This window comes from Herminiimonas sp. NPDC097707 (assembly GCF_044761395.1).
Classification (GTDB): Bacteria; Pseudomonadota; Gammaproteobacteria; order Burkholderiales; family Burkholderiaceae_D; genus Oxalicibacterium.
This window is the reverse complement of the sequence record NZ_JBIWCI010000002.1, coordinates 98,898-123,640: the sequence shown is the minus strand read 5'-3', so window position 1 is coordinate 123,640 and position 24,743 is coordinate 98,898. Positions and strand designations below refer to the sequence as shown.

The window sequence follows — 24,743 nt, the reverse complement described above, 5'->3', positions numbered from 1 at the left end:
AGATGTTGGCAGTGAGGTGATCGCAAGGAAAAATCTTTGCGATCTGTAAGTCATACAAAGCGCACGTTGATAAAACCCGGATAACGGTCCGGTGTTTGTAAGTTGATTAGGAACTATTATGAACCACAAAGTCATCCCAATTGCAGTGCAGGAAGTTGTTAATACGAAAGAGCGCAAGCGTCAGGCGCCTAAAGGTCGTCGGGTTGATCCGGTTGCGTTGGAAGAAGTGCGCGCGCTATTGGGTGATGAATCGCGTCAAGCAGATTTGCTGATTGAGCACCTGCACAAAATTCAGGATAAGTTTGGTCATTTGGCTTCCAGTCATCTGGCTGCGCTGGCGCAGGAAATGCGTCTGTCACAAACTGAAGTCTATGAAGTGGCGAGTTTCTATCACCACTTCGATATCGTTAAAGAAGGCGACACAGCGCCGCAGGCATTGACCGTTCGCGTCTGCGACGGCTTGTCTTGTGAAATGGGTGGTGCACGCGATCTGCTGGCCAAGCTGCCAAAAATTCTGGGCAAGGAAGTGCGCGTGATCGCTGCACCTTGTGTTGGTCGTTGCGAGCAGGCGCCGGTAGTGGTAGTCGGTCAAAATCCGATCATTCAGGCAACAGTCGATTCAGTAGCAACAGCAGTTGGCAGTAATCAAATTACGCAACCTGTCGCTGAAGTGGTTGATTTCTTGGAATACAACAAAGTTGGCGGCTACGAGCTGCTGAAGAAATGTATTTCCGGTGAGCGTGATGTCGAATCCGTCATCAAAACGATGGAAGATTCAGGCTTGCGCGGTCTGGGTGGGGCAGGTTTCCCAGCCGGTCGCAAATGGCGCATCGTGCGCGGCGAAAAAGGCCCGCGTCTGATGGCGGTCAATATCGATGAAGGCGAACCAGGTACGTTCAAGGATCGCGTCTATCTCGAGAAAGATCCGCATCGTTTCCTCGAAGGCATGCTGATTGCTGCATGGGCAGTCGACATTCAAACAATTTATATTTACCTGCGTGACGAATATCACGGCTGCCGCGTTATGCTGGAAGCTGAATTGGCGAAACTGAAGGCTAATCCTCCTATCGCCAACATGCCGGAAATTTTCCTGCGTCGTGGTGCCGGTGCCTACATCTGCGGTGAAGAATCCGCGATGATCGAATCGATTGAAGGCAAGCGCGGTATGCCGCGTCTGCGTCCACCTTATGTGGCGCAAGTCGGTTTGTTTGGTCGTCCTACGCTGGAACACAACTTTGAAACGCTGTACTGGGTGCGCGACATTCTGGAAAAAGGCGGCGAATGGTTTACATCGCATGGCCGTAACGGTCGTAAAGGTTTGCGTTCCTACTCTGTATCCGGTCGCGTGAAAAATCCTGGCGTCAAACTGGCTCCAGCCGGTATCACGATTCAGGAATTGATCGATGAACATTGCGGCGGCATGCCGGATGGCCAGACTCTCTACGGCTATCTGCCAGGTGGCGCATCGGGCGGTATTCTGCCAGCTTCGATGAACGACATTCCACTCGACTTCGATACCTTGCAACCATACGGCTGCTTCATCGGTTCTGCGGCTGTTATCGTCCTGTCCGATAAAGATACTGCAGTACAGGCAGCACGCAACATGATGGAGTTCTTCAAGCATGAGTCGTGCGGTCAATGTACTCCGTGCCGTGTCGGTACCGCCAAGGCATCGGCATTGATTCAGAAGCCGAAGTGGGATGTTGGTCTGTTGGAAGATCTCTCGCAAGTCATGCGCGATTCGTCGATTTGCGGTTTGGGTCAGGCTGCGCCCAACCCTATCGACTGTGTCGTCAAGTACTTCCCGCATGAGTTGGCTTAAGTACGTAGCCCCCGGATTAAGGTGAAAAGATAATGAACGCAATTACCCGAAGCGAAATGGCACAACTCGAAGTGCCGACAGTTACGTTTGAATTGAATGGTCGTGAAGTAACCGGCCGTGCAACCGATACGCTGTTGACCATCGCCAAGCGCGAAGGCATCGAGATTCCGCATCTTTGCTTCAAAGAAGGCATGGACACGGCAGGCAACTGCCGCGCATGCGTCGTTGAAATCAATGGTGAACGTGTCCTGGCTCCTTCATGCTGCCGCAATCCGACTAACGGTATGAAAGTAAATACCGAAAGCGAACGCGCAGTGAAATCGCAAAAAATGGTGTTGGAGCTGTTGCAGTCCGATATGCCGGAAGCCGACTATACGCGCCACAATGAAGTGGACGAATGGGCTGCGAAAATGGAAGTCGGCAAGCCGCGTTTTGAAGCGCGTGCAAAAGTCGCTCCCGATTTCTCGCACCCTGCGATGACGGTCAATCTCGACGCGTGTATTCAATGTACGCGTTGCGTACGTGCGTGCCGCGATGAACAAGAGAATGACGTGATCGGCTTGGCTTTCCGCGGCGATCATGTGAAGATCGTGTTCGACATGGACGACCCTATGGGCGCGTCGACTTGCGTCGCTTGCGGCGAATGCGTACAGGCATGCCCAACCGGTGCGCTGATGCCGGCACGCGATGTCGGAATGAATGTCCCTGACAAGCAAGTTGATTCCGTCTGCCCGTATTGCGGCGTCGGTTGCCAACTGACTTACAACATCAAAGACAACAAGATTCTCTACGTTGAAGGCCGCGATGGCCCAGCCAACCGCGAGCGTCTGTGCGTCAAAGGTCGCTATGGTTTCGATTATGCAAACCATCCACATCGTCTGACCAAGCCCTTGATCCGTCGTGCTGATGCGCCTAAACGTGGCGACTTCATCATGGATCCGGAGCGCGTGATGGAAGTGTTCCGCGAAGCGACATGGGAAGAGGCGCTGGAAGTTGCCGGCGGCAATTTCGCCAAAATCCGCGACACGCACGGCAAAAAATCGCTGGCCGGTTTTGGCTCGGCTAAAGGCAGTAACGAAGAAGCCTACCTGTTCCAGAAATTGGTGCGTACCGGCTTCGGCAGCAACAACGTCGATCACTGCACGCGCTTGTGCCATGCATCGTCAGTCGTTGCGTTGCTGGAAGGTATCGGCTCCGGCGCAGTATCGAACCCAGTGATGGACGTCACCAAGGCAGAAGTGGTCATCATCATTGGTGCCAACCCAACCGTGAACCATCCTGTTGCTGCAACCTGGATTAAGAATGCAGTCAGCAACGGCACCAAGCTGATTGTTTGCGATCCACGTCGCACAGACATGTCGCGTATCGCGCATCGCTTCATGCAATTCAAGGCTGATACCGACGTTGCCATGTTGAACGCGATGATGAACGTGATCGTCACTGAAAATCTGGTCGATAAAGAGTTCATCGAAAGCCGTACCATCGGTTACGAAGAATTGCGCAAAAACGTCGAAGGCTACACACCTGAACTGATGGCGCCTATCTGCGGTATTGATGCAGAAACGCTGCGTTATGTTGCACGTCTGTACGCAACATCCAAAGCATCGATGATTCTGTGGGGTATGGGCGTATCGCAGCATATCCACGGTACCGACAATGCGCGCTGTCTGATTGCCCTGTCGTTGATGACAGGCCAAATTGGTCGCCCTGGCACCGGCTTGCATCCATTGCGCGGTCAAAACAACGTGCAAGGTGCATCCGACGCTGGCTTGATCCCGATGGTATATCCGGATTACCAAAGCGTCAGCGATCCAAAAATTCGCGCCAACTTTGCAAAAGCATGGAATATGTCGGTAGACCTGCTGGATCCGGAACCGGGTTTGACTGTGGTCGAGATCATGCACGCCATCACCGACGGCAAAATCCGCGGTCTGTATGTGCAGGGTGAAAACCCGGCGATGTCCGATCCGGATGCCAACCATGCGCGTGCAGCTCTGGCCGCTTTGGATCATCTGGTAGTGCAGGATATCTTCCTGACCGAAACTGCTTATCTGGCCGACGTTATTTTGCCGGCTAGCGCATTCCCGGAAAAAACCGGCACCTTCACGAATACTGACCGTACCGTGCAAATGGGTCGCCAGGCACTGAATCCGCCGGGTGAGGCCAAGCAGGATCTGTGGATCATCCAGCAAATGGCAAATCGCCTTGGTTGCGACTGGAACTACAAGCATGTGTCGGAAGTATTCGATGAAATGCGCCACACCATGCCTAGCATTGCTGGTATCACATGGGAACGTCTGGAGCGTGAAGATTCCGTGACCTACCCATGCGAAAAAGAAGGCGATCCAGGTGAGCCAGTCGTGTTTGTGGATAGCTTCCCGCGTGAATCGGGTCGCGCACGTTTCGTTCCTGCAGATATTATTCCTGCGGCAGAACGTCCGGATAGCGACTACCCTATGGTGCTGATCACAGGTCGTCAACTCGAACACTGGCACACCGGCAGTATGACTCGCCGTGCAACCGTGCTGGATTCGATTGAGCCGGATCCAATCGCGCTGATCCATCCGCTCGATCTGGCAAACATGGGTGGCAAACCGGGCGATATCATCACGCTGGAATCGCGTCGCGGTGAAGTTTCTCTGTATGCACGTGCGGACGATAGCTCGCCACGTGGTGCGGTATTCGTACCGTTCTGCTACTACGAAGCGGCAATTAACCGTTTGACGAATGCTGCGCTTGATCCGTTCGGCAAGATTCCAGAGTTTAAGTACTGCGCCATCCGTATCCACCTTGGCGGTGCGGCACCGGTGCAAACCAGCTACGGTGGTGGTCAAGCCCTGGAAAACCTGACCAAGAATCTGGCGCTCAACTAAAGCGATTTAGTCCAGTTTAGTTAGTATTAAAAAACCGGCATTTGCTCTTGCAGCAAGTGCCGGTTTTTATTTGGGTGAGTATTTTTTGAACGTTTGATGCGGATGCTAAAGGTGCAATCCCAGTACGACAGCGCCGGCTGTAATCAGCAAGCAAGATAGTATTCGTCGCATGCTTAATTTTTCGCCGAGGAATAACCAGCCTATCAGTGCGGCAAACAACACCGATGTTTCGCGCAATGCCGATACGGTTCCCATCGGTGCCAGTGTGACTGCCCAGATCACGATGCCGTAAGCCAGCAACGACATGACGCCACCGCCGAGTGCAGTCCATGTTTCGCTGACACCCAAGGTAATCGGTAGACGTCTGTGTCGCCGCAGATAGATCAATGCAAGCGGTATGCTATCGAGCACAAACAGCCAGCCGCAATAGGATAGTGCGTTGCCCGATGCACGTGCACCCATGCCATCGATGATGGTGTACGCCGCGATGAAGGCGCCGGTGGTGAATGCTGCGGTAGGGCCTGCAAGACTCATATGATTCTTGATGTGTGCGAGGCTGATGATCCCGACTGAAATCAGGATCACACCGAGCAGAGTCAACATGCTCATTTCTTCACCGACAAACAGCGCAGCGCCGAGTGTCACGAGTAAAGGCGAAGAGCCGCGTGCAATCGGGTAGGACTGACTAAAGTCGCCGATTTGATATGCACGTATCAGGAATAAGTTGTAGCCAGTATGCAGTACTGCCGATAAGGCGATGAAGGGCCAACTTGCTGTGAGCGGCAGCGGCAGGAAAAATATGAGTGGCAAAGCCCCCAAGCCTGCACCTATCGTCATCAGGGCCAGAGAGCCGAGCCTATCGGCGCTGCTTTTTAGCAAGGCGTTCCAGGAGGCGTGCAAGAGTGCGGCGCACAGTACCAATGCGAGGACAAAAGGGCTCATGCCATGCAAGCGCAAGAAGGATGCTTCATTGAGGGCGGGTAAGGAAGAGAGGCATCCATGATACTTGTAATGCTCCCGGGAGGTGTCTGTGCATGCAGGATCGTTGTCGGGAGATAAGGTAGCTCTTCCTACTTCCATGCCTGAGCGGACCTTGTAATGCGATAATCACGATATCGGGTTTTTATCCACTTGCTAAGTGCAGTCGTACTATTTTTGAATTTGTTATCTATGAGTGCTCGTCCAGTTTTATCTAACGCGGTTCGCAAGCTGACACATGACGTTGAAGTCATGGATGAGCGCGGCCGCATATCGACGATTTCGATTCCTGCCGAACAGCCATTGACGATCTATGTAGACAAGCGCGAGCTGGTGACTCTGATGACTCTTGGTGGTGCGCCAGAAGCCTTGACGCTGGGTTATTTGCGCAATCAGCGCTTCATCAGGAATATCGAAGATATCTTGTCGGTGCAAGTTGATTGGGATGTCGATGCAGCAGCAGTAGTGACGCGTAACGGTATCGATAATATTGAAGAGCGTACTTCCAAACGCACGGTCACGACAGGTGGCGGCGAAGGCACGGTGTTCGGTGGTTTGATGGATGAAGTCGATTCGATATCCCTGCCGTCCGATGCACGTCTGAAGCAATCTACTTTATATAAAGTCATAGACACCATACGTACGCATCGTTCCGTGTACAAGCGGGCAGGTTCAGTGCACGGTTGCGCATTGTTTTCGGCTGCCGGCGAACTGATTCAGTTTGTCGAGGATGTGGGCCGTCACAATGCAGTTGATACGATCGCCGGCAAGATGTGGTTCGATGGCGTGGGTGGCGAGGACAAGATTTTTTATACTACCGGCCGTCTCACTTCCGAAATGGTCATGAAGGGCGCGCAGATGGGCATACCGTTTTTGCTGTCCCGTTCGGGCGCCACGCAAATGGGACATATGGTGGCAGAGCGTTTGAACATGTCGCTGATCGCACGCTGCAGCGGCAAACATTTCCTGTTGCTGAGCGGTGTCGATCGCATCATCTTTGATGACGTGGCAGCGCTGGAAACGGCGCCGTAAATTCAGCAGAATGTAGTTGTCAGACAGTGTGCCGATCGTGGCGGACCGGCATTAAGGCATGCCCGGACATCTTGCGCGGCGCCATGCCGGCAAAAGCAAAATCGACGTCAGGTTGATGACCGGAAATGATGTCTGCAATGGCGCGACCCGAACCGCAACCCATCGTCCAGCCTAGCGAGCCGTGCCCGGTATTCAGGAATAGATTGCTGAACTTTGTTTTGCCGATGTAAGGCACGTTGGAGGGCGTCAATGGGCGCAAGCCGGCCCAATATGCCGGTTGCTCATAGTCGCAGGCGTCCGGAAATAACTCGCGGGTGCGGCGTGTAATCGCGGCACAGCGTGTGTCATTCAATTCTCTCGTATAGCCGTTGAATTCGCAGGTGCCTGCTACGCGCAGTTTGTCGCCCAGGCGCGACAACACCAGTTTGTAGCCATCATCGATCAGCGAGACGGTAGGCGCCAGCTCGGCGTTCATTAGCGGATAGGTGGCCGAATAACCCTTGCCTGGATAGATCATCAGTTTGATGCCGAGCGGTTGCAGTAGTGCCACGGAAAAACTGCCCAGCGCCATCACAAATGCATTGGCATGCAGCGTCTGATGACGGCCTTCTGCATCGATGACTTCTACCCCCGTCACACGTGCCGCAGCGCCGCTGCCTTCTGTGATCAGCCGCGTCACGGTCGTACTGAATTGGAAGTGTACGCCACGTTCCTGTGCCTTGCGTGCCAGGCCGGTGGTGAATTTATAGATATCGCCGGATTCGTCGGTTTCGGTGAAATCTGCGCCGACGATCTGTGGGCGGATATGCGCCAATGCCGGCTCCAGTTTGACGGCTTCGTCGGCTGTCATCGGGGTGCGTGGGCAACCAAGATCGCGCATCACGGCAGCAGATGCCAGGGATTCGTCAAAGTCTTTTTGACTGGTATAAAAATGCAGGATGCCGCGCGTCAGGCAGTCGTAGTCTATGTCGACTTCGCTGCGCACAGCCTGCAAGGTCTGGCGGCTGTATTCGGCGATTGCAACAATTTGGCGGATGTTGTGCACGGTGCGTGCGGGCATGCATTCGCGCAGAAAATTCATGCCCCATTTCCATTGCAGCCATTCGGCACGGAAGCGATACAGCAAAGGTGCATCTTCCTTGCCCAGTGATTTGAGTATGGTCATCGGAGCAGTTTTATTTGCCCATGGCGTAGCGTGCGATACCGAAATCTGACAGCCGTTGGCAAAACTGGTTTCCTGCGCTGCGCCGGGTTGGCGATCAATGACGGTGACTTCGTGACCAGCCTTGTTCAAGAACCATGCCGATGCAGTACCGATAATGCCCGAACCTAAAACGATGACTTTCATGACGCGATCAATCCCGAGATGTTTCGTAAGATGCCTGCGGGCCAGCGTCGCAGATGCTGCCTGCTTGCTGTATTCGGCCGGAAGATAAAACAATACCGTGCTCGACAAGTCATTGCCTATGACGACTGTCAAGAATTGCGATAAAGCGTTGAAATTCATTCTCCCATGCCGGTTTTCATTGGGGGAAGTATATTTCCGGCACAGCTATTATCATTAGTTATAAGTAATGATCTTGATTAAATACTTTAACTATACCTAATCATTTTTAGCCATTACGATGTGCCCGTGAGTCTGCAAAAGGAAGTACGGACTGGTTTTTGCAATGACGTGCACATACACCGAAGGAGAAGTGCAATGGTCGAACTTGAACAATGCCCGATAGGCAACGCAGTTGAATGTCATTTGGCTGCTTACAATGCAGCGTTTTACGAACTCGGCCTGAGCTGGCACTGGGATAGCGATGTTTTCCATGCGTTGCAAAGCCTGCCGTGCGAACGCGATCGCATCAAGACCTATATGGAAACGCATCAAGCGCATTTGCTGAGAGTATATGACGCAGATTTCCTGATTGATGCGATTCAAAGCACCAAGGCGCGTTGTTTCAGAACGATGACCGACAATGGCGCAAAAAAAGCAGCGACGGTTAATTGGGCTGAATTCCAGCGTGCAGAAGTAGGGGTTTGATCACCTTTTGTCCGTAACTTGCGAATAAAAAAGCCGCTCTGGTTAATGAGCGGCTTTTTTATTGGTGCGGACTGTTTTTGCCCTTCAGGAACGTTGGCCAAACATCATCCGTTCTGCCAGCAATTTTTTCGCCGGCTTGATGCCGTCGACCAGCCCCAATGACAATCCCAGCAAGGCTTGCGCGATTCCTCCGGCAGATGTCGCTGCGAAAATTCTTGCCATGATGTCGGTCAACTGTATGGTTGCATTGCGATCAGTCAGGCGACTGGCTGAAAATTCCTGCAAGGCTGCCGGCTCCGCCTGCCTGGCCAGCAAGCGCGCCAGCACGGTGGCATCGCGCAAACCGAGATTGAGGCCCTGGCCCGCGACCGGATGCAGCGTTTGTGCGGCGTTGCCGATCGCAACAATCCTTGCCGATGCATCGGCGTGCGCATTCAGGCCTAGCGGAAAAGCATTGCGTTGTGTCGTCGCGGTAAAGCGTCCCAGGCGCGTGCCGAATGCAGTTCCCAGTTCTTCCGTAAATTGTGCGTCGCTCAATGCAAGCAGGCCTTGTGCGGTATCCGTTTTTACACACCACACCAGCGCATAACCATCTTCCTGCGGCAGGAGCGCCAATGGACCTTCATTCGTAAAGCGCTCGAAGGCGCGATGTAAAATCGGTGCGCTGACGTTGACATGCGCGATGATGGCTGTTTGTCCGTAATCGCGATGTGTGGTTTTTTTTGTTTGCTCTGTAAAGATACCGCCTTCGGCTTGCACGACGATGTTGGCGGTGATGGCTTCGCGATCAGTAAAGGTAACTGTGACGGCATCATCGTTTTCGACCAGAGCGCTGACGCTTGCCGGGCGGAGCAGGGAAATCCCAAGCGTGGATACCTGCGCATTCAAGGTCGTGACGATGGCGCCGTAGCGCATGACATAACCGAGCGCCGGCAAATCGTATTCTTCACGCTCTATCATTGTGCGGCCGAAATGGCCGCGGCGCGAAACGTGTATCTGGTTGATTTGCGTTGCTGCAATCGGCCATGCGTGCATCGTTTCAAATATCTGTCTGCTGCCGTAAGACAAGGCAATCGAGCGTGGATCGCGCGAGGTTTGCTCTATGGTTTTTGCATCGATCAATGCGAGTCGCTCAGGCGCAACTCCCCGCTTGACCAGCAATGCGGCAAGCGTCAGCCCTACCGGGCCGGCACCGCAAATGGCAATGTCGAAATCGGTTTGCATATCGCGCTAGTCGTGTTTCATCAGGGCTTCGATATCGGCTACGGTTTTTGGCGCGGCGGCGCTCAGGATATGGCAGCCGTCAGCGGTGACCACTGCATCGTCTTCAATGCGGATGCCGATATTCCAGTATTGCTCCGGCACGCCTTCTGCAGGCCGTACATAGATGCCCGGTTCAACTGTCAGTACCATGCCGGCTTGCAGCGTGCGCCATGGTTTCTCTGCGCCGTTTATGGCAGCATCACGATATTCACCGACATCGTGTACATCCATGCCCAGCCAGTGGCCGGTGCGATGCATATAGAACTGGTTGTAGGCGCGATGTTCAATCACGTCGCTTAGTGAGCCGACCTTGTTCTTGTCGAGCAGGCCGGTGTCGAGCATGCCTTGCGCCAGCACTTTGACTGCGGCATCGTGGCCATCCATGAAACGTTTCCCCGGGCGTGTTTCTGCGATCGCCGCATATTGCGATGCCAGCACGATTTCATACAGCTCTTTTTGCGGGCCGGAAAATTTTCCATTGACCGGAAATGCGCGCGTGATATCCGAAGCATAGCTATCGAGTTCGCAGCCGGCATCGATGAGCACGAGATCGCCATCCTTCAATTCGACATCGCTGGCGCGGTAGTGCAAGACACAGGCATTCGCACCAGTGGCGACGATGGAGCCGTAAGCCGGAAACTGCGAACCGTTGTTACGGAATTCGTGCAGGATTTCCGCTTCCAGATGATATTCGCGCAGCCCCGGGCGCGCGATGCGCATCGCGCGCCTATGCGCGGCAGCAGCGATATCGGCCGAGCGTTGCATGATGTCGATTTCGCCGGCGTCCTTGGTCAGCCGCATCTCATCCAGCAATACGTGTACATCGTAGGCAGCAGTCGGCGGCGTGACACCGGCGCGTGCCTGTGCACGCACGTTTTGCAGCCAGCGCTGTACCTGTGCATCAAGCTTGCTGTCGCTACCGAGTGCATAAAACAGGGCTGGCGCATTGGTCATCAGTCTGGGTAGTTCAGTGTCGATCGCTTCTATCGGATAAGCGGCGTCGAAACCGAACGTGCTGCGCGCGACTTCGGGGCCGTAGCGAAAGCCATCCCAGATTTCGCGCTCCATATTTTTTTCGCGACAGAAAAGAATCGCCTGATTTTTCTCGCCGGCGACCAGCACGATCACCGCTTCCGGTTCGGTGAAGCCGGACAGATAATAAAAATAGCTGTCGTGACGATACGGGTAGTCTGCATCGCGGTTGCGCATGACTTCCGGTGCGGTCGGGATGATGGCGATGCCGCCGCCCTTGGCCTGCATTTGCGCCATCAGCGATGTACGTCGATCGGCATACGTTTTCATTTTAATTTCCTGTCAAAGGTGCGTTCAATTCGGCCAGTCTTTCTGCAGTACCTACGTCGGTCCAGTCGCCGCGATACAGCTCGCCGCCGACCTGGCCGCGTGCTGCGTATTCGCGCAAGAGCGGCGCCAGTTTGGCGGATTCGCCAGCAGTAATCGAATCAAACATCGAGGGCCGGTATACGCCGATGCCGGAAAAAGTAAGTCTGGGTTCGCCTTCATTGGCGATGGAAAAACTGTGCAGCGCGAAGTCGCCCTGCAGGTGGTGCGCCGGATTTTTCACCAGATACAGCCATGCAACATCACGTTGATCGAGCGGATACGGATTGCCCCATACGTCATTGTCTTCCAGCACGTTTTTTGTCTGCTTGAAGTCAAAGTGGGGGCAATAGATATCCGCTGCAAGAGCCAGAAATGGTTCGTCGCCCAGAAGGTGGCGTGCTTTTGCGACGCCGCCAGCGGTTTCCAGTGCTTCGCCTTCGGCCGAATAGACGATGCTGGCACCGAATTGTTCGCCGTTGCCAAGCGCTTCTTCTATCATGCTGCCGAGGTGTGCATGGTTGATCACGATATCTTTAATGCCAGCGCGTACCAGGTTCAGAATATGCCAGACGATCAGCGGGCGTCCGCGCACCTTCAGCAAAGGCTTGGGGCAGGTATCGGTCAGCGGACGCATTCTTTCGCCGCGTCCGGCAGCAAAAATCATCGCTTTCATTATTGTCGCATTCGTTGATTGCATGAATAAATGGCGTGGCCGGCAGGACTGTCCTGCTGTTCGGCCAATACAGGTGTGCCGGTTAAAACGTATAGCCGACTTGCGGCGCCTTGTTTTCCAGTTCGTCGAGTAACTTCACCAGCGGCGCCAATTCCTTGTAGCGATGTGCCGCCTTGCGGGTATATTCCATCACCAGCGGCATATCCTTCAGATAGGCATCCTTGCCATCGCGGTGGTAAAGGCGCGCAAAAATGCCGAGTACTTTCAGATGGCGCTGCAAGCCCATGTACTCGAAATCGCGGTAGAAGGAATCGATGTCGGGATTAACCGGCAGGCCGGCATGCTTGGCGCGTTCCCAATAGCGAATTGCCCAGTCGAGCACGATTTCTTCATCCCACTGGATGTAGGCATCGCGCAGCAATGAGGCAAGATCGTAGGTGATCGGGCCGTATACCGCATCCTGAAAATCGAGTATGCCGGGATTGCCTTTCTGCAGCACCATCAGATTGCGCGAATGATAATCACGATGCACATAGACTTGCGCTTGCGCCAGATTGTTGGCGAGCAGGGCATCGAATACCTTGTTCAACGTCGCGGTCTGTGCTGCCGTCATGGTCAGGCCTAGATGTTTGCCGATATACCATTCCGGAAAGAGCATCAATTCACGCAGCAGCAGTGCACGGTCGTATTCGGGAAGTGCTGCTGGAGTGCTGTGTAACTGGATCTGTACCAGCGCATTGATCGCATCGATGTACAGTGCGTGAGCATTGTCCGGATTTAATAATTGCAGGTATGTGGTCGATCCCAGATCCGACAGTAATAAAAAGCCTTGTGGTATATCCTGTGCCAGAATGTCCGGCACGGAAACGCCGCTGGCGCCGAATACATCGGCGACATGAATGAACGGGCGGACATCCTCATGCGGCGGCGGTGCGTCCATGACGATATAGCTGGCGCTGTCAGCGCCGTCTATGCGGAAATAACGCCGGAAACTGGCGTCGGACGAGGCTGGTCTGAGCGTTGCAATCTGCAGCGCCGGGGTGGACAGGGAAGAAAGCCATTTTTTCAATTCACTCAGACGCAGGTCGTCAGAGGAGTCAGATGCAGTGTGTAAAGACATGAAGCGAGCCTAGGTAATCCGGTTTATGGGCGGGGAGTTCCCATATAATAAGGGATTAAATTCGAAAAATCGCCAGAGATGGTACTCAAAACTTTATTTTCATGACCTGGCTTTCCTCATTCCGTTCTTCTCAACGTTTCGCGACGACGCTGACTGCGGTAGTGACGGCGGTTTCGGCGTCGACGTTTGCTTCTGCCCAGACACCTGTCAAACCGGCAAAGGTCAAAGATCCAGAGGCGGAAACGCGCGTCAGTTCGGAGCAGATGACCGGGCGCCCGGATCGGGAAATCATCCTGGAGCGCGACGTTGAAATCATACGCGGCGAAACCACGCTTAATGCGGATCACGCAACGTACTGGATAGCAGAAGATGAAGTTGAGGCGAGCGGCAATGTGCGGATGAGCCGTTTTGGCGATCGCTATACCGGCGACAAGATGCGTTTCAAGATGGATGAGGGAACCGGTTACGTTACCAACCCAACCTACCATATGCTGGGAAACAATGGACAAGGTCAGGCCGAGCGTATCGATTTCGAGGCGGAAGACAGGGCGCTGATTACCCAGGGTACATATAGCACCTGCGAAGGCCCGGATCCTGACTGGTACCTGAAATCGAACACCATGCACCTGGATACCGGCAAGGATGTCGGTACCGCAGGCACGACCATGATCTACTTCAAGGACGTGCCGATTCTCGGCACGCCTTATATGTCCTTTCCGCTGTCGAATGCGCGCAAGTCGGGTATTCTGGCGCCGACCATGGGTAGCACCAATACCGGCGGTTTTGAACTGCTGGTGCCATATTATTGGAATATTGCGCCGAATCGCGATTTGACACTGTTTCCGAAATATATTACGCGTCGCGGCTTCCAGCTGGGCGCAGATGCGCGTTATCTGGATCGCGATTATGCAGGTGAAACCAAGGTTGAATTTTTGCCTAATGATACGCAGACCAAAACGAATCGTTATTCGATTGCGTCTACGCACAATCAGAGGCTGAGCCAGCAAGCGTCGTTCGGCTGGAACGTCAAGGCCGCGTCGGATAACAATTACGCGATCGATTTTTCACGGAATCTGGCCACTAGTACCGAACGCTTGTTATTACGCGATCTGCATTTCAACTATGCGGGGAATTTCTGGAATGCGACGGCGCGTGCGACCAATTACCAGGTCTTGCAAGATGTGTTGGCGCCGATTACACGTCCTTACGACCGCCTGCCGCAACTGACGCTGCAAGCCGGGCGGCAGGACGTCAACGGTTTTGACTGGGCGACGACTGTCGAAGCGACACGTTTCTGGCATCCTGATCTGGTGCGTGGCGAACGTTATGTGCTCAATCCGAGTATTTCCTACCCTATCGTACGTCCCAGCTATTTTGTGACGCCGAAAGTCTCCTTGAATGCCGCCAGCTATAGTGTGCAGGATCCGCTGACGCGCACCAATTCCAGTTATAGCCGAAGCTTGCCGACTTTCTCGCTGGATAGTGGTCTGATCTTCGAGCGCGAGACCAGCATCTTTGGCGAAGCGGCGACGCAAACGCTGGAGCCGCGCCTGTTTTACGTGAAGACGCCTTATCGCAACCAGACGAATCCGATTTTTGATTCGGCCGAAGCCGATCTGAGCTTTGCGCAAATTTTCAGTGAAAACCGTTTTATCGGCAATGATCGCATCAGCAATGCAAATCAGCTGACGACGGCGCTGGTTTCACGTTATATAGAACAAAGCGGCGCGGAACGCTTGCGTGTGGCGCTTGCTCAACGATTCTATTTTGAAGATCAAAAAGTGACGCTGCCGGGAGTGGTGGCACAAGGCGACAGCAAATCCGATATTCTGACTTCGGGTACGCTCAGAATTTCCAATGCCTTGAGCACCGAAGGCAATCTGCAGTACAGCGCCAGCCAGAAAGCTGTCAGTCGCGGCAATGCCAGTGTAAGCTGGCGGCCGGAACCTAAGAAAGTGTTGAATCTGGCTTACCGCGTTGATGTACCGAATGCCTTGCGTCAGGTTGACGTATCTGGCCAATGGCCGCTGGGCGATCGCTGGTACGGCGTTGGCCGCATGAACTATTCATTGGCAAACGACTATGCCACCCGGCCTGGTTATTCGCAACTGGCTGCGCCGCCGAAGCAAGGCTTGTCAGAAGGTTTGCTCGGATTGGAATACAAGGCCGATTGCTGGATCTTCCGCGTCGTTGCACAGCGGATTCCAACCGCCACGGGACAAGCCACGACTTCGCTCTTTTTCCAGCTTGAATTAAGCGGCCTGACCAAGCTGGGTTCCGATCCGATGGAAGCCCTGCGCACGAATATTCCTGGCTATCAAGTCATCAATACACCTTCCAATATCAATTATTAAGCTGGTACGTAAACTCATGGTTAATTTTTATCTTGTCTTCACTATTCGCAAGCTCATGCGGGCAAGCAAGCACGCCTTGATTTTATTGGGACTGATGAGCGGTTTGATGACGAGCGTCACGGCGCAAAACATGACCCCGGCCAATACATCGGCGTCCAGCGTGCAGCCGCGTCTGGCGGATGCCATTCTGGTGGTGGTCAATAATGAAGTGATTACGCGCTATGAATTCATTGAGCGGCTCAAGGTGATTGAAAACCGCCTGAAAGGTCAGGGCGGGCAAATGCCGCCGATGGAACAATTGCAGCGTCAATTGCTGGAACGCATGATCGTTGAGCGGGCCCAATTGCAGCAAGCCAAGGAGTCCGGTATCAAGGTGGATGACGCCATGCTGGATCGCGCCATGGCTCGTATCGCAGACCAGAATCAATTGACGATGCCCGAGTTCCGCAAACGCCTGGAACAGGATGGTATGGTCTACTCGCAGTTCCGCGAGGAAATTCGCAGCGAGATGATATTGCAGCGTTTGCGTGAGCGCGAAGTCGATAACAAGATACAGATATCGGATGCTGAAGTGGATGCCTATATGGCCGAGCATAGCGGTGCCAATACGAATGCTCCGCAGGAGTTGAATCTGGGACAAATTCTGATCCGCGTGCCGGAAAACGCCACGCCGCAGCAACTGGCCGACAGCAGGAAGCGTGCGGAAGAAGTCCTGGTGCAATTGAACGCGGGTGGCGATTTTGCCAAATTGGCAGCTGCCTATTCGGATGGAACGGATGGCTTGACGGGTGGCGATCTGGGTTGGCGTACGCAGGATAGATTGCCGCAATTGTTTGTCGATGCGACCGCCAATCTGCAGCAGGGACAGATTGCGCCGCTGGTTAAAAGCGGTAATGGCTTCCATATCCTGAAGGTGCTCGGAAAGCGCACGCAGAGCGTATTGCGCGCAGCACCGGGTGCCAATCCGGCGGCTGCCAATACGGTCAAGCAAACGCATGCCAGTCATATCCTGATCAAGGTAAATCAGGTTGTCTCGGCTGCCGATGCGCGCCGCAAATTGATTGAACTGAAACAGCGTCTCGACAACAAGGCTGCCTCTTTTGAAGAGCTGGCGCGCCTGTATTCCAATGATTTTTCGGCTTCCAAAGGCGGTGATCTCGGCTGGATTTATCCTGGCGATACAGTGCCGGAATTCGAGCGCGCGATGGATGCCTTGCCGATTGGTGAAGTGAGCGAGCCGATAGAATCGCCATTCGGCTACCATTTGATTCTTGTGAAAGAGCGCAAGAGCGATGATGTGTCGCAAGAGCGTCAGCGCCTGGTGGTGCGGCAAGCGCTACGTGCACAGAAAGTGGAAGAAGCGACGCAGGACTGGTTGCGTCAGGTGCGCGATCGCGCCTATGTTGAATATCGTCTGGAAGAAAGATAATGTCCTCCACACTGCGCGGGTGCCGTGAGTAAGCGTCCGACCATTGCCATTACCTGTGGCGAACCGGCCGGCATCGGCCCGGAGATTTCCATTCGCGCTGCATGGGAATTGCGCGCCGATGTAAAAAGCATCTTGATAGGCGATGCCGCCTTTCTGGCGATGATCGCCAGCGCCATCAATCCGGATATTCATTTGTCGGCACTGTCCTTGCAGGCGGTGCGCAATAGCGGCCTACCCGCATTTCCGCGCGACCAGATCACCGTCATCGATTGTCCGCTGGCCGCACATGTCGTGCCCGGCAGGCTGGATGCGCAAAACGGCCGTTATGTATTGCAAACGCTGGATATCGCAATCGATGGAGCGATGCAGGGATGGTTCGATGCCATCGTGACCGCACCGTTGCAGAAAAGCACGATCAACGATGCCGGCGTTCCGTTCACCGGTCATACCGAATATCTGGCCGATAAAACCGGTACTTCACAAGTGGTGATGATGCTGGCGACCAATGCCACACCGCAGCCCTTGCGCGTGGCGCTGGCGACGACGCATCTGGCATTGAAAGATGTGGCGGCAGCGATCACCTTCGACAGTCTGGCCGGCATCATCGATATTCTGCATGTAGATTTACAGAAAAAATTCGGTATCGCCAAGCCGCGCATACTGGTGACCGGCTTGAATCCGCATGCCGGCGAAGGCGGTTATCTGGGGCGCGAAGAAATCGATGTGATTGCGCCTGTGCTGCAGGCGGCACAGGCCAAAGGCCACGATGTGCGCGGCCCGTATCCTGCCGATACCCTGTTTCAGCAGAAGCTGCTGGCAGACGCCGATTGCGTACTCGCGATGTATCATGATCAGGGTTTGCCGGTATTGAAATACGCCAGCTTTGGTTTGGGCGTCAATATCACATTGGGCTTGCCCATCATCCGTACCTCGGTCGATCACGGCACCGCGCTCGACCTGGCTGCTGCCGGCCTCGGCCAGGCCGACCATGGCAGCATGCTGGAAGCAATACGCGTTGCCGCACAAATGGCGGCTGCATCCAAAGCGTCTGCCGAATAAATAAGCACTGATTTTTTCAGTTGAAACGACACAATCAATGAAACATATCCCGCGTAAACGCTTCGGTCAGAACTTTCTGACTGACGATGGAGTTCTGCATAACATCATCCTTGCAATCGATCCGCAACCGCAGGATACGATGGTGGAAATCGGCCCTGGTCTCGCGGCAATGACGCGCTTGCTGCTGGACGGCGTGAATCAGATGCATGTGGTGGAGCTGGATCGCGACCTGGTTGAACGTTTGAAAAAAACCTTCGATCCCAAAAAGCTGATCATCCATTCTGCAGACGCATTGCAATTCGATTTTTCGACGATTCCGGTTCCGGCAGGCAGCAAGTTGCGCGTAGTCGGCAATCTGCCGTATAACATTTCCAGTCCTTTGCTGTTTCATCTGGCCGAGATGGCGCCGCACGTTCAAGACCAGCATTTCATGTTGCAAAAGGAAGTGGTGGAGCGCATGGTGGCCGAGCCGGGCAGCAAAACCTACGGCCGCTTGTCGGTGATGCTGCAATGGCGTTATCACATGGAGTTGATGTTCATCGTGCCGCCGACTGCCTTCGATCCACCGCCGCGTGTGGAGTCTGCGATAGTGCGCATGATTCCGATCGAGAAGCCGCTGCCGTGCGATCAGACGAAACTGGAGCAGGTCGTGTTGAAAGCGTTTTCGCAGCGCCGCAAAGTCATACGCAACTGCCTGGCCGGCATGTTTTCTGAAGCGGATCTGATCGAGGCAGGTATTGATCCGCAGATGCGTCCGGAAACCATTTCACTCGCGCAATACGTGGCGCTTGCGAATCGGCTTTAATACTGATTCGACATCGCGCTACGAGCAGGAAATATGCGCACGACATAAAATAGTCGCTTCAGTTCATTCAAACTAATTCATACGGCGGAGAGAAATATGCGCATTCTTCACACCATGCTTCGCGTAGGCGATTTGCAACGGTCTATCGATTTTTACACCAGGGTGCTGGGCATGAAAGTGCTGCGCACCAAGGAAAATACCGAGTACAAATACACGCTGGCCTTTCTCGGTTATGGCAGCAATCCCGATCATGCCGAGCTGGAGCTGACGTATAACCATGGCACCGACCATTACGACATGGGTACGGCTTACGGGCACATCGCCATTTCGGTCGATGATGCATACAAGGCGTGTGCGGATGTGAAAGCGGCAGGCGGCAACGTGACGCGCGAGGCAGGGCCGGTCAAGGGCGGTAACTCGGTGATTGCTTTCGTGACGGATCCCGATGGCTACAAAATCGAGTTCATCGAACGCAAGGATGAAGAGCAGCCGGAAGAATCCGGTCGTCATGTGTAGTCCGGCTTGAAATCACAGCTGGCAGTGCAAGTCTGAAGCGGTGCCGTCAAGCGGCATCGTTCAAAAGATGGGCAGCGTCTCCGGCGCATGATCGCGCAAGGCTTTTTTTGCCGCCGCAAATTCCGGAAAGACCGATTGCACGGTGGCCCAGAATTGCGGGCTGTGATTCATCTCGCGTAAATGCGACAGCTCATGCGCGATCACATAATCGATCAGCGGCAAGGCGAAATGAATCAGGCGCCAGTTCAGGCGTATCTTGCCATCTGCTGTGCATGAACCCCATTGCGTCATGGCCGATGACAACGCGAAAGACTGATAATTGACGTCGAGTTTTTCCGCATAGACCGGCAGGCGTTCGGCAAAAATGCGTTTTGCCTCCAGCTGCAACCAGCCTTGTACGCGATCCTTCAACTGCTGCTCGGCAGCGTCCGATGGCAGGCAGACTGTCAATTCTTTCGTGACCGGATCGTACAGAATGCCTGCGGCCTGCGTGGCAAGAATGCGCAAGGTAATGTCATGACCCAGATAAGGCAGCGTGCCGCCATCGCGCCATTCCATTTGCGGTTGCAGGCGGCGCGCAGAACGTTCGCGCCGTTCATTGAGCTTGGTAAAAATCCAGCGCTGCTTTTCTATGATCGCATTTTCAATTTCTGTCAGCGTTACCCATTTCGGTGCCGTGATGCGCAAGCCGTCGTCGTCGATCATGAACCCGATCGAGCGACGCTTGGAGCGCACCAGCGTGTAGTCCAGCGCATGTTCGGCGACTTGCACGCGGCGTTTGCCATTGGGTATGGGCGTGGGCGCTTCGGTTCTCGGCGCAGGTGCATTGGGCGGCGCCGAGCCGGGGGAATGCTTGGGAGCAGGATGATCTATCCGCGGTTGCGACGAAAAATCGGACGAAAAGAAGTCAAGCTGCAGCGCAAGCTGTTGCGGGTCGGGCGATGTATGTCGAAGCAGCTTCAAGGATAGGCGCGCCGTTTATTATTGGTTTTTCGATGCTGTCGCAGGATAGGCATCCGGTGAGATGACCCGCATTTCAGATTCTATCCAATTTTCGACTTGCTGCATCAGTTCCACTGCAGTTAATCCTTCCGGCGATATCGGCTTGCCGATGGACACGGTCACCAGTCCCGGTTTCTTGATGAATGAATTTTTCGGCCAGCACTCGCCCGGATTCAAGGCGATAGGCACGACGACGGTATTGGTTTCGACCGCCAGCCGTGCGCCGCCGCCTTTATAACGACCGGTTTGTCCGACCGGAATGCGCGTACCTTCGGGGAACATGATGATCCATTGACCATCTGCCAGACGTTTTCTGCCTTGCGTGATGACTTGTGCAAATGCGTCCTTGCCGCTGCTGCGATCGATGGGAATCATGCGCAGCAATCCGAGCGCCCAGCCGAAAAAAGGAACGTAGATCAATTCTTTCTTGAATACGAACACCAGCGGGCGCGCCATTTTGCACAGCAGGAAAATCGTTTCCCATGCCGATTGATGTTTGGAGAGCAGGATCACGGGTTGATCCGGCAGGTTTTCATAACCCTTGATTTGATAGCGGATGCCGCACAAGACTTTCGCCAGCCAGATGATGAAGACGTTCCAGCGCGAGGTGATGTAGTAGCGTTTGTTGTACGGCAGCGGCGCTGCCAGAAAACAGACTGGCGCCCATATCAGGGTGGCGATCAGCATTACCAGCGCAAACAGCAGGGAACGCAAAAACAGTATGACTTGTGACATTAAAACTCCAGATAGATGCGGTGCGGTGGTCTAGGCAGCGTGACCGAGTGCAGGTGTTTTCAGTAAATGATCGACGACGGCTGCAAGATTGGCGTAGCTCGCCGTTCCCGGCGGCAAGCCGCCTTTCTCCAACGTTTTTTCACCCTTGCCTGTCAGTACCAGGTAGGGCGTGCAACCGGCCATAAAGCCGGCTTGCAGGTCGCGCAGCGAATCGCCCACTGTCGGCACACCCTTGAGGCTGACATCGAAGCGCTTGCCGATGGCGTGCAGCATGCCCGATTGCGGTTTGCGGCAGTCGCAGCCATCGTCGGCTGCATGCGGGCAAAAGAATATTGCGTCGATTTCCGCGCCCACCGATTGGGCTGCCACATGCATTTTTTGATGAATGGCATTGAGCGTCATGATATTGAACATGCCGCGTGCGATGCCGGACTGATTGGTAGCGACGACCACGCGATAGTCAGCCTGATTCAGACGCGCAATCGCTTCCAGCGAACCCGGAATCGGCATCCACTCGTGCGGCGATTTGATGAAGGACTCCGAGTCGTGATTGATGACGCCATCACGATCAAGAATTATCAGTTTCATCGGATCACCCCCAGAGAATTGCATGATGTCAGTGCGCCTTAAGTCGAGCGAGGTTTATGCAGCCAGCTTGGAAATATCGGCGACCTGATTCATCGCATGGTGCAAGGTAGCCAGCAAGCCCAGCCGGTTGTTGCGCAATGCCGCATCGTCAGCATTTACCATCACGCTTTCAAAGAAAGCATCGACTGGTGTTTTCAATGCCGCCAATGCTTGCAGGGATGCCGCATAGTCGCCATGCGCAAATGCGGCATCGGCTTGCGGCTTGACCGTCATTAGCGTTTGATTCAAGGCGATTTCTGCCGCTTCCTTCAGTAGCGCGGGATCGACTTGCGCCGTCACTTCGCCTTCGACTTTTTTCAGGATATTGCCGACCCGCTTGTTCGCTGCGGCCAGCGCTGGCGCTTCCGGCAGGGCGGCGAAGGCGCGCACTGCGGCCAGACGACTGGCGACATCGACCAGTTTTTGCGGTTGCAAGGTGAGTACGGCATCGATCTCTTGCGCGCTGTAACCTTGTTCACGCAGCGTATTGGCGAGGCGATCGAAAATGAATGTGAGCAGCGCCGCGCGATGTTCGGTCGCCAGCTTGTTGAATGGCTGTTCTGCTGCAGCGATCAATTCATTGATACCGAGATCGAACTTGCCTTCGATCAGCATGCGAATCACACCCAGCGCATGGCGACGCAAGGCAAACGGATCCTTGTCGCCAGTCGGGATCTGCCCGATGCTGAACAAACCGACCAGTGTTTCCAGCTTGTCGGCCAGTGCGACCACCATGCCGACCGGATTGCGGGGCAGCGTATCGCCGGCGAAGCGCGGTTTGTAGTGATCTTCAATCGCATCGGCGACGTTGGCTGCCAGGCCGTCATGCAATGCATAGTAACGCCCCATGATGCCTTGCAGTTCCGGAAATTCGCCGACCATATCGGTCAGTAGATCTGCCTTGGCCAGCTGTGCTGCGGTATCGGCTTGTTGTGCATCGATGCCGAGTTTGCTTGCGATGGCTTGTGCAATGGCGCGCACGCGTGCAATACGCTCGCCCTGTGTACCGAGCTTGTTGTGATAAACGACTTTATCCAGACCGGCGACACGCGAAGTCAGCGTTTTCTTGCGATCCTGGTCGAAAAAGAATTTCGCATCGGCCAGACGCGGACGTACGACGCGCTCGTTGCCGCCGATGACGAGACTGGCATCGGTCGGACGAATATTGGAGACGATCAGAAACTTGTTGCTCAGATTGCCCTGGGTGTCGAGCAGAGGGAAGTATTTCTGATTGGCCTTCATCGTCAGGATCAGGCATTCCTGAGGTACCGCGAGGAAGGCTTCTTCAAACTGGCCTATCAACACATTCGGGCGTTCGACCAGGCCGGTGACTTCATCCAGCAAGTCTTCATCTTCAATCGGTGTCAGATTGCTGCCGGCTTCGCTGGCAGCGGCAGCGAGCTGGCGCACGATTTCTGCGCGCCGTTCGGCGAAGCTGGCGATGACCGCACCTTCAGTGGCGATTTGTTTTGCGTAGCTGTCCGCATCGCGGATGTACACAGGATCGATTCCTGCCTCAAAGCGATGACCGTGGGTTGTGTTGCCGGCTTTGAGGCCGAGCACGGAAACGTTGATGACATCGGCGCCGTACAAGGCGATCAAGCCGTGCGCAGGGCGCACGAAGTTGACGGTTTCCCAGCCGTCAGCCAATTGATAGCCCATGACTTTTGGGATGGGCAATTTAGCCAGCGTTTCTTCCAGTGCTTTTTGCAAGCCGTCGGTCAGTGTGATGCCGGTGACGATGCTGTTGAAAAACAATACTTCGGTCTTGCCGTCGGATTCGCGTTTCAAGTCTGCGACTGCAGATTCGTTAGCACCCAGAGCGGAAAGTTTTTTCAGTAATGCCGGTGTGGCCTTGCCATCTGCCGTCAAGCCGACGCTGGCCGGCATGAGTTTTTGCATGACCTGCTTGTCATCGGCTTGTTCAGCAACCTGCGTCAGGTGCAGGCCTAGTCGGCGCGGCGAGGCAAATTGCGTCAGCACGCTGTCTGCCGACGACAGGCCTTGTGCTTTCAACGATGCCTGCAAAATCTGTGCAAAAGCATCGCCGATTTTTTTCAATGCCTTGGGCGGAAGTTCTTCGACGAACAGTTCGACTAATAAATTTTTGGTGTCCATGTCGGTAGTTGCGCTGTTACTCATGCTGTTTCTTTTTCGATTTGAGCCAGCACTTCGGCGGCATGTTCAGGTGTTGCCATCGGGAAGCCGAGGCGGGCGCGACTGTCGAGGTAACTGCGGGCGACGCTGCGTGCCAGATTGCGTATGCGGCCGATATAGGCGGCACGTTCAGTCACGGAAATGGCGCCGCGTGCATCCAGCAGATTGAAGGTATGTGCCGCTTTCAGCACTTGTTCGTAAGCCGGCAATGCGAGTTTGTTTTCGATCAGGTTGAGTGCCTGTTTTTCATGTGCGCCGAAAGCGGTGAACAGGAAATCGGCGTCGCTGTGTTCGAAGTTGTAGGTCGATTGCTCGATTTCATTCTGTTTGTAGACGTCGCCGTAGGAAAGGCCTTCGGTCCATTTCAAGTCGTATACGTTATCGACGCCTTGCAGATACATCGCGAGGCGTTCCAGACCGTAGGTGATTTCGCCGGTGATCGGTTTGCAGTTGATGCCGCCGACTTGCTGGAAGTAAGTGAACTGTGTGACTTCCATGCCGTTGAGCCAGACTTCCCAACCGAGACCCCAGGCGCCCAGTGTCGGGTTTTCCCAGTCGTCTTCGACAAAGCGGATGTCGTTGGCCTTCAGGTCGAAGCCCAGTGCTTCGAGTGAACCCAGGTACAGTTCGAGAATATTTGCCGGCGCCGGTTTCAGCACGACCTGGAATTGATAGTAGTGTTGCAGGCGATTCGGGTTTTCACCATAGCGTCCGTCTTTCGGTCGGCGCGATGGCTGCACGTATGCTGCTTTCCATGGTTCAGGGCCGATGGAGCGCAGGAAGGTGGCAGTGTGCGAAGTGCCGGCGCCGACTTCCATATCGTATGGTTGCAGCAATGCGCAACCTTGCGCATCCCAGTACTTTTGCAGCGTGAGAATGATTTGTTGAAATGTGAGCATCTTGTTTGAATTTTTGCATTACCCGG

General features: G+C 54.4%; 20 protein-coding genes. 9 read left to right on the top strand and 11 right to left on the bottom strand.

The genetic code is table 11. The features are described from left to right. Positions 1-118: 118 nt before the first annotated feature. Both ACIQW9_RS14030 and fdhF read left to right on the top strand, forming a co-directional pair. Entirely contained in the window at positions 119-1,822 is a 1,704-nt protein-coding gene (locus ACIQW9_RS14030) for an NADH-ubiquinone oxidoreductase-F iron-sulfur binding region domain-containing protein (RefSeq protein WP_402338312.1), read from the top strand. Positions 1,823-1,854: 32 nt separating this feature from the next. Next, positions 1,855-4,695: a formate dehydrogenase subunit alpha gene (gene fdhF, locus ACIQW9_RS14025; protein ID WP_402338310.1), complete on the top strand. Its 2,841-nt coding sequence runs from the start codon at positions 1,855-1,857 to the stop codon at positions 4,693-4,695. Between the two features lie 105 nt (positions 4,696-4,800). Here fdhF and ACIQW9_RS14020 read toward each other — a convergent pair whose 3' ends face one another. After that, the gene (locus ACIQW9_RS14020) at positions 4,801-5,637 is read right to left on the bottom strand and encodes an EamA family transporter (RefSeq protein ID WP_402338307.1); all 837 of its coding nucleotides are present in this window, start codon (positions 5,635-5,637) and stop codon (positions 4,801-4,803) included. A 228-nt stretch (positions 5,638-5,865) separates the two neighbouring features. Between ACIQW9_RS14020 and ACIQW9_RS14015 the strand changes: the two genes are divergently transcribed. Continuing rightward, the gene (locus tag ACIQW9_RS14015) at positions 5,866-6,705 is read left to right on the top strand and encodes a formate dehydrogenase accessory sulfurtransferase FdhD (RefSeq protein ID WP_402338304.1); all 840 of its coding nucleotides are present in this window, start codon (positions 5,866-5,868) and stop codon (positions 6,703-6,705) included. Positions 6,706-6,724: 19 nt separating this feature from the next. Here the strand turns inward: ACIQW9_RS14015 and ACIQW9_RS14010 are convergent, their stop codons facing one another. Continuing rightward, entirely contained in the window at positions 6,725-8,053 is a 1,329-nt protein-coding gene (locus ACIQW9_RS14010; protein WP_402338621.1) for a D-amino acid dehydrogenase, read from the bottom strand. A gap of 354 nt (positions 8,054-8,407) precedes the next feature. Here ACIQW9_RS14010 and ACIQW9_RS14005 point away from each other — a divergent pair, with 354 nt between their 5' ends. Then, complete coding sequence (locus ACIQW9_RS14005) at positions 8,408-8,737, top strand: hypothetical protein (RefSeq protein WP_402338303.1); 330 nt, start codon at positions 8,408-8,410, stop codon at positions 8,735-8,737. An 84-nt stretch (positions 8,738-8,821) separates the two neighbouring features. Here the strand turns inward: ACIQW9_RS14005 and ACIQW9_RS14000 are convergent, their stop codons facing one another. The 4 genes from ACIQW9_RS14000 to ACIQW9_RS13985 form a co-directional block, all read right to left on the bottom strand. Beyond that, the gene (locus tag ACIQW9_RS14000; RefSeq protein WP_402338300.1) at positions 8,822-9,961 is read right to left on the bottom strand and encodes a UbiH/UbiF/VisC/COQ6 family ubiquinone biosynthesis hydroxylase; all 1,140 of its coding nucleotides are present in this window, start codon (positions 9,959-9,961) and stop codon (positions 8,822-8,824) included. Positions 9,962-9,967: 6 nt separating this feature from the next. Further along, positions 9,968-11,302 carry an aminopeptidase P N-terminal domain-containing protein gene (locus ACIQW9_RS13995; protein WP_402338297.1) on the bottom strand — a complete coding sequence of 445 codons (1,335 nt, stop codon included), beginning with the start codon at positions 11,300-11,302 and terminating at the stop codon, positions 9,968-9,970. A gap of 1 nt (position 11,303) precedes the next feature. Next, positions 11,304-12,014, bottom strand: coding sequence for an N-acetylmuramate alpha-1-phosphate uridylyltransferase MurU (gene murU, locus ACIQW9_RS13990; protein ID WP_402338294.1), 711 nt, complete (start codon positions 12,012-12,014; stop codon positions 11,304-11,306). An 82-nt stretch (positions 12,015-12,096) separates the two neighbouring features. Then, a complete protein-coding gene (locus ACIQW9_RS13985) occupies positions 12,097-13,134 on the bottom strand; it encodes an aminoglycoside phosphotransferase family protein (RefSeq protein WP_402338292.1) in 1,038 nt (345 codons plus the stop codon). Between the two features lie 101 nt (positions 13,135-13,235). On the opposite strand from ACIQW9_RS13985, the gene ACIQW9_RS13980 reads away from it, so the two are divergent. From ACIQW9_RS13980 to gloA, 5 genes are all read left to right on the top strand, one after another. After that, entirely contained in the window at positions 13,236-15,488 is a 2,253-nt protein-coding gene (locus ACIQW9_RS13980) for an LPS-assembly protein LptD (RefSeq protein WP_402338289.1), read from the top strand. A gap of 55 nt (positions 15,489-15,543) precedes the next feature. Then, positions 15,544-16,917, top strand: a complete 1,374-nt coding sequence (locus ACIQW9_RS13975; protein WP_402338286.1) for a peptidylprolyl isomerase — start codon at positions 15,544-15,546, stop codon at positions 16,915-16,917. Positions 16,918-16,941: 24 nt separating this feature from the next. Continuing rightward, complete coding sequence (pdxA, locus tag ACIQW9_RS13970) at positions 16,942-17,976, top strand: 4-hydroxythreonine-4-phosphate dehydrogenase PdxA (RefSeq protein ID WP_402338284.1); 1,035 nt, start codon at positions 16,942-16,944, stop codon at positions 17,974-17,976. Positions 17,977-18,013: 37 nt separating this feature from the next. Continuing rightward, on the top strand, positions 18,014-18,781 hold the full coding sequence (gene rsmA / locus ACIQW9_RS13965) for a 16S rRNA (adenine(1518)-N(6)/adenine(1519)-N(6))-dimethyltransferase RsmA (RefSeq protein WP_402338281.1): 768 nt from the start codon (positions 18,014-18,016) through the stop codon (positions 18,779-18,781). Positions 18,782-18,877: 96 nt separating this feature from the next. Next, positions 18,878-19,297 carry a lactoylglutathione lyase gene (gloA, locus tag ACIQW9_RS13960; RefSeq protein WP_402338278.1) on the top strand — a complete coding sequence of 140 codons (420 nt, stop codon included), beginning with the start codon at positions 18,878-18,880 and terminating at the stop codon, positions 19,295-19,297. 60 nt (positions 19,298-19,357) lie between these two features. Here the strand turns inward: gloA and ACIQW9_RS13955 are convergent, their stop codons facing one another. From ACIQW9_RS13955 to glyQ, 5 genes are read right to left on the bottom strand one after another with little or no spacing between them, the layout of a single operon-like run. Continuing rightward, positions 19,358-20,260: a M48 family metallopeptidase gene (locus tag ACIQW9_RS13955; RefSeq protein WP_402338275.1), complete on the bottom strand. Its 903-nt coding sequence runs from the start codon at positions 20,258-20,260 to the stop codon at positions 19,358-19,360. A gap of 18 nt (positions 20,261-20,278) precedes the next feature. Further along, on the bottom strand, positions 20,279-21,034 hold the full coding sequence (locus tag ACIQW9_RS13950; protein WP_402338272.1) for a lysophospholipid acyltransferase family protein: 756 nt from the start codon (positions 21,032-21,034) through the stop codon (positions 20,279-20,281). Between the two features lie 30 nt (positions 21,035-21,064). After that, positions 21,065-21,622 (bottom strand): D-glycero-beta-D-manno-heptose 1,7-bisphosphate 7-phosphatase, encoded by a 558-nt coding sequence (gene gmhB / locus ACIQW9_RS13945; protein WP_402338269.1) that lies wholly within the window; start codon positions 21,620-21,622, stop codon positions 21,065-21,067. A 54-nt stretch (positions 21,623-21,676) separates the two neighbouring features. Continuing rightward, on the bottom strand, positions 21,677-23,779 hold the full coding sequence (gene glyS / locus ACIQW9_RS13940) for a glycine--tRNA ligase subunit beta (RefSeq protein ID WP_402338619.1): 2,103 nt from the start codon (positions 23,777-23,779) through the stop codon (positions 21,677-21,679). 20 nt (positions 23,780-23,799) lie between these two features. Further along, complete coding sequence (glyQ, locus tag ACIQW9_RS13935) at positions 23,800-24,717, bottom strand: glycine--tRNA ligase subunit alpha (protein ID WP_011869944.1); 918 nt, start codon at positions 24,715-24,717, stop codon at positions 23,800-23,802. Between the last annotated feature and the right edge of the window lie 26 nt (positions 24,718-24,743).

Bases quoted from the DNA above. Each gene is read 5' to 3' on its own strand.
- ACIQW9_RS14030 (WP_402338312.1), top strand. From the start codon at position 119: ATGAACCACAAAGTCATCCCAATTGCAGTGCAGGAAGTTGTTAATACG.
- fdhF (WP_402338310.1), top strand. From the start codon at position 1,855: ATGAACGCAATTACCCGAAGCGAAATGGCACAACTCGAAGTGCCGACA.
- ACIQW9_RS14020 (WP_402338307.1), bottom strand. From the start codon at position 5,637: ATGAGCCCTTTTGTCCTCGCATTGGTACTGTGCGCCGCACTCTTGCAC.
- ACIQW9_RS14015 (WP_402338304.1), top strand. From the start codon at position 5,866: ATGAGTGCTCGTCCAGTTTTATCTAACGCGGTTCGCAAGCTGACACAT.
- ACIQW9_RS14010 (WP_402338621.1), bottom strand. From the start codon at position 8,053: ATGAAAGTCATCGTTTTAGGTTCGGGCATTATCGGTACTGCATCGGCA.
- ACIQW9_RS14005 (WP_402338303.1), top strand. From the start codon at position 8,408: ATGGTCGAACTTGAACAATGCCCGATAGGCAACGCAGTTGAATGTCAT.
- ACIQW9_RS14000 (WP_402338300.1), bottom strand. From the start codon at position 9,961: ATGCAAACCGATTTCGACATTGCCATTTGCGGTGCCGGCCCGGTAGGG.
- ACIQW9_RS13995 (WP_402338297.1), bottom strand. From the start codon at position 11,302: ATGAAAACGTATGCCGATCGACGTACATCGCTGATGGCGCAAATGCAG.
- murU (WP_402338294.1), bottom strand. From the start codon at position 12,014: ATGAAAGCGATGATTTTTGCTGCCGGACGCGGCGAAAGAATGCGTCCG.
- ACIQW9_RS13985 (WP_402338292.1), bottom strand. From the start codon at position 13,134: ATGTCTTTACACACTGCATCTGACTCCTCTGACGACCTGCGTCTGAGT.
- ACIQW9_RS13980 (WP_402338289.1), top strand. From the start codon at position 13,236: ATGACCTGGCTTTCCTCATTCCGTTCTTCTCAACGTTTCGCGACGACG.
- ACIQW9_RS13975 (WP_402338286.1), top strand. From the start codon at position 15,544: ATGCGGGCAAGCAAGCACGCCTTGATTTTATTGGGACTGATGAGCGGT.
- rsmA (WP_402338281.1), top strand. From the start codon at position 18,014: ATGAAACATATCCCGCGTAAACGCTTCGGTCAGAACTTTCTGACTGAC.
- gloA (WP_402338278.1), top strand. From the start codon at position 18,878: ATGCGCATTCTTCACACCATGCTTCGCGTAGGCGATTTGCAACGGTCT.
- ACIQW9_RS13950 (WP_402338272.1), bottom strand. From the start codon at position 21,034: ATGTCACAAGTCATACTGTTTTTGCGTTCCCTGCTGTTTGCGCTGGTA.
- gmhB (WP_402338269.1), bottom strand. From the start codon at position 21,622: ATGAAACTGATAATTCTTGATCGTGATGGCGTCATCAATCACGACTCG.
- glyS (WP_402338619.1), bottom strand. From the start codon at position 23,779: ATGGACACCAAAAATTTATTAGTCGAACTGTTCGTCGAAGAACTTCCG.
- glyQ (WP_011869944.1), bottom strand. From the start codon at position 24,717: ATGCTCACATTTCAACAAATCATTCTCACGCTGCAAAAGTACTGGGAT.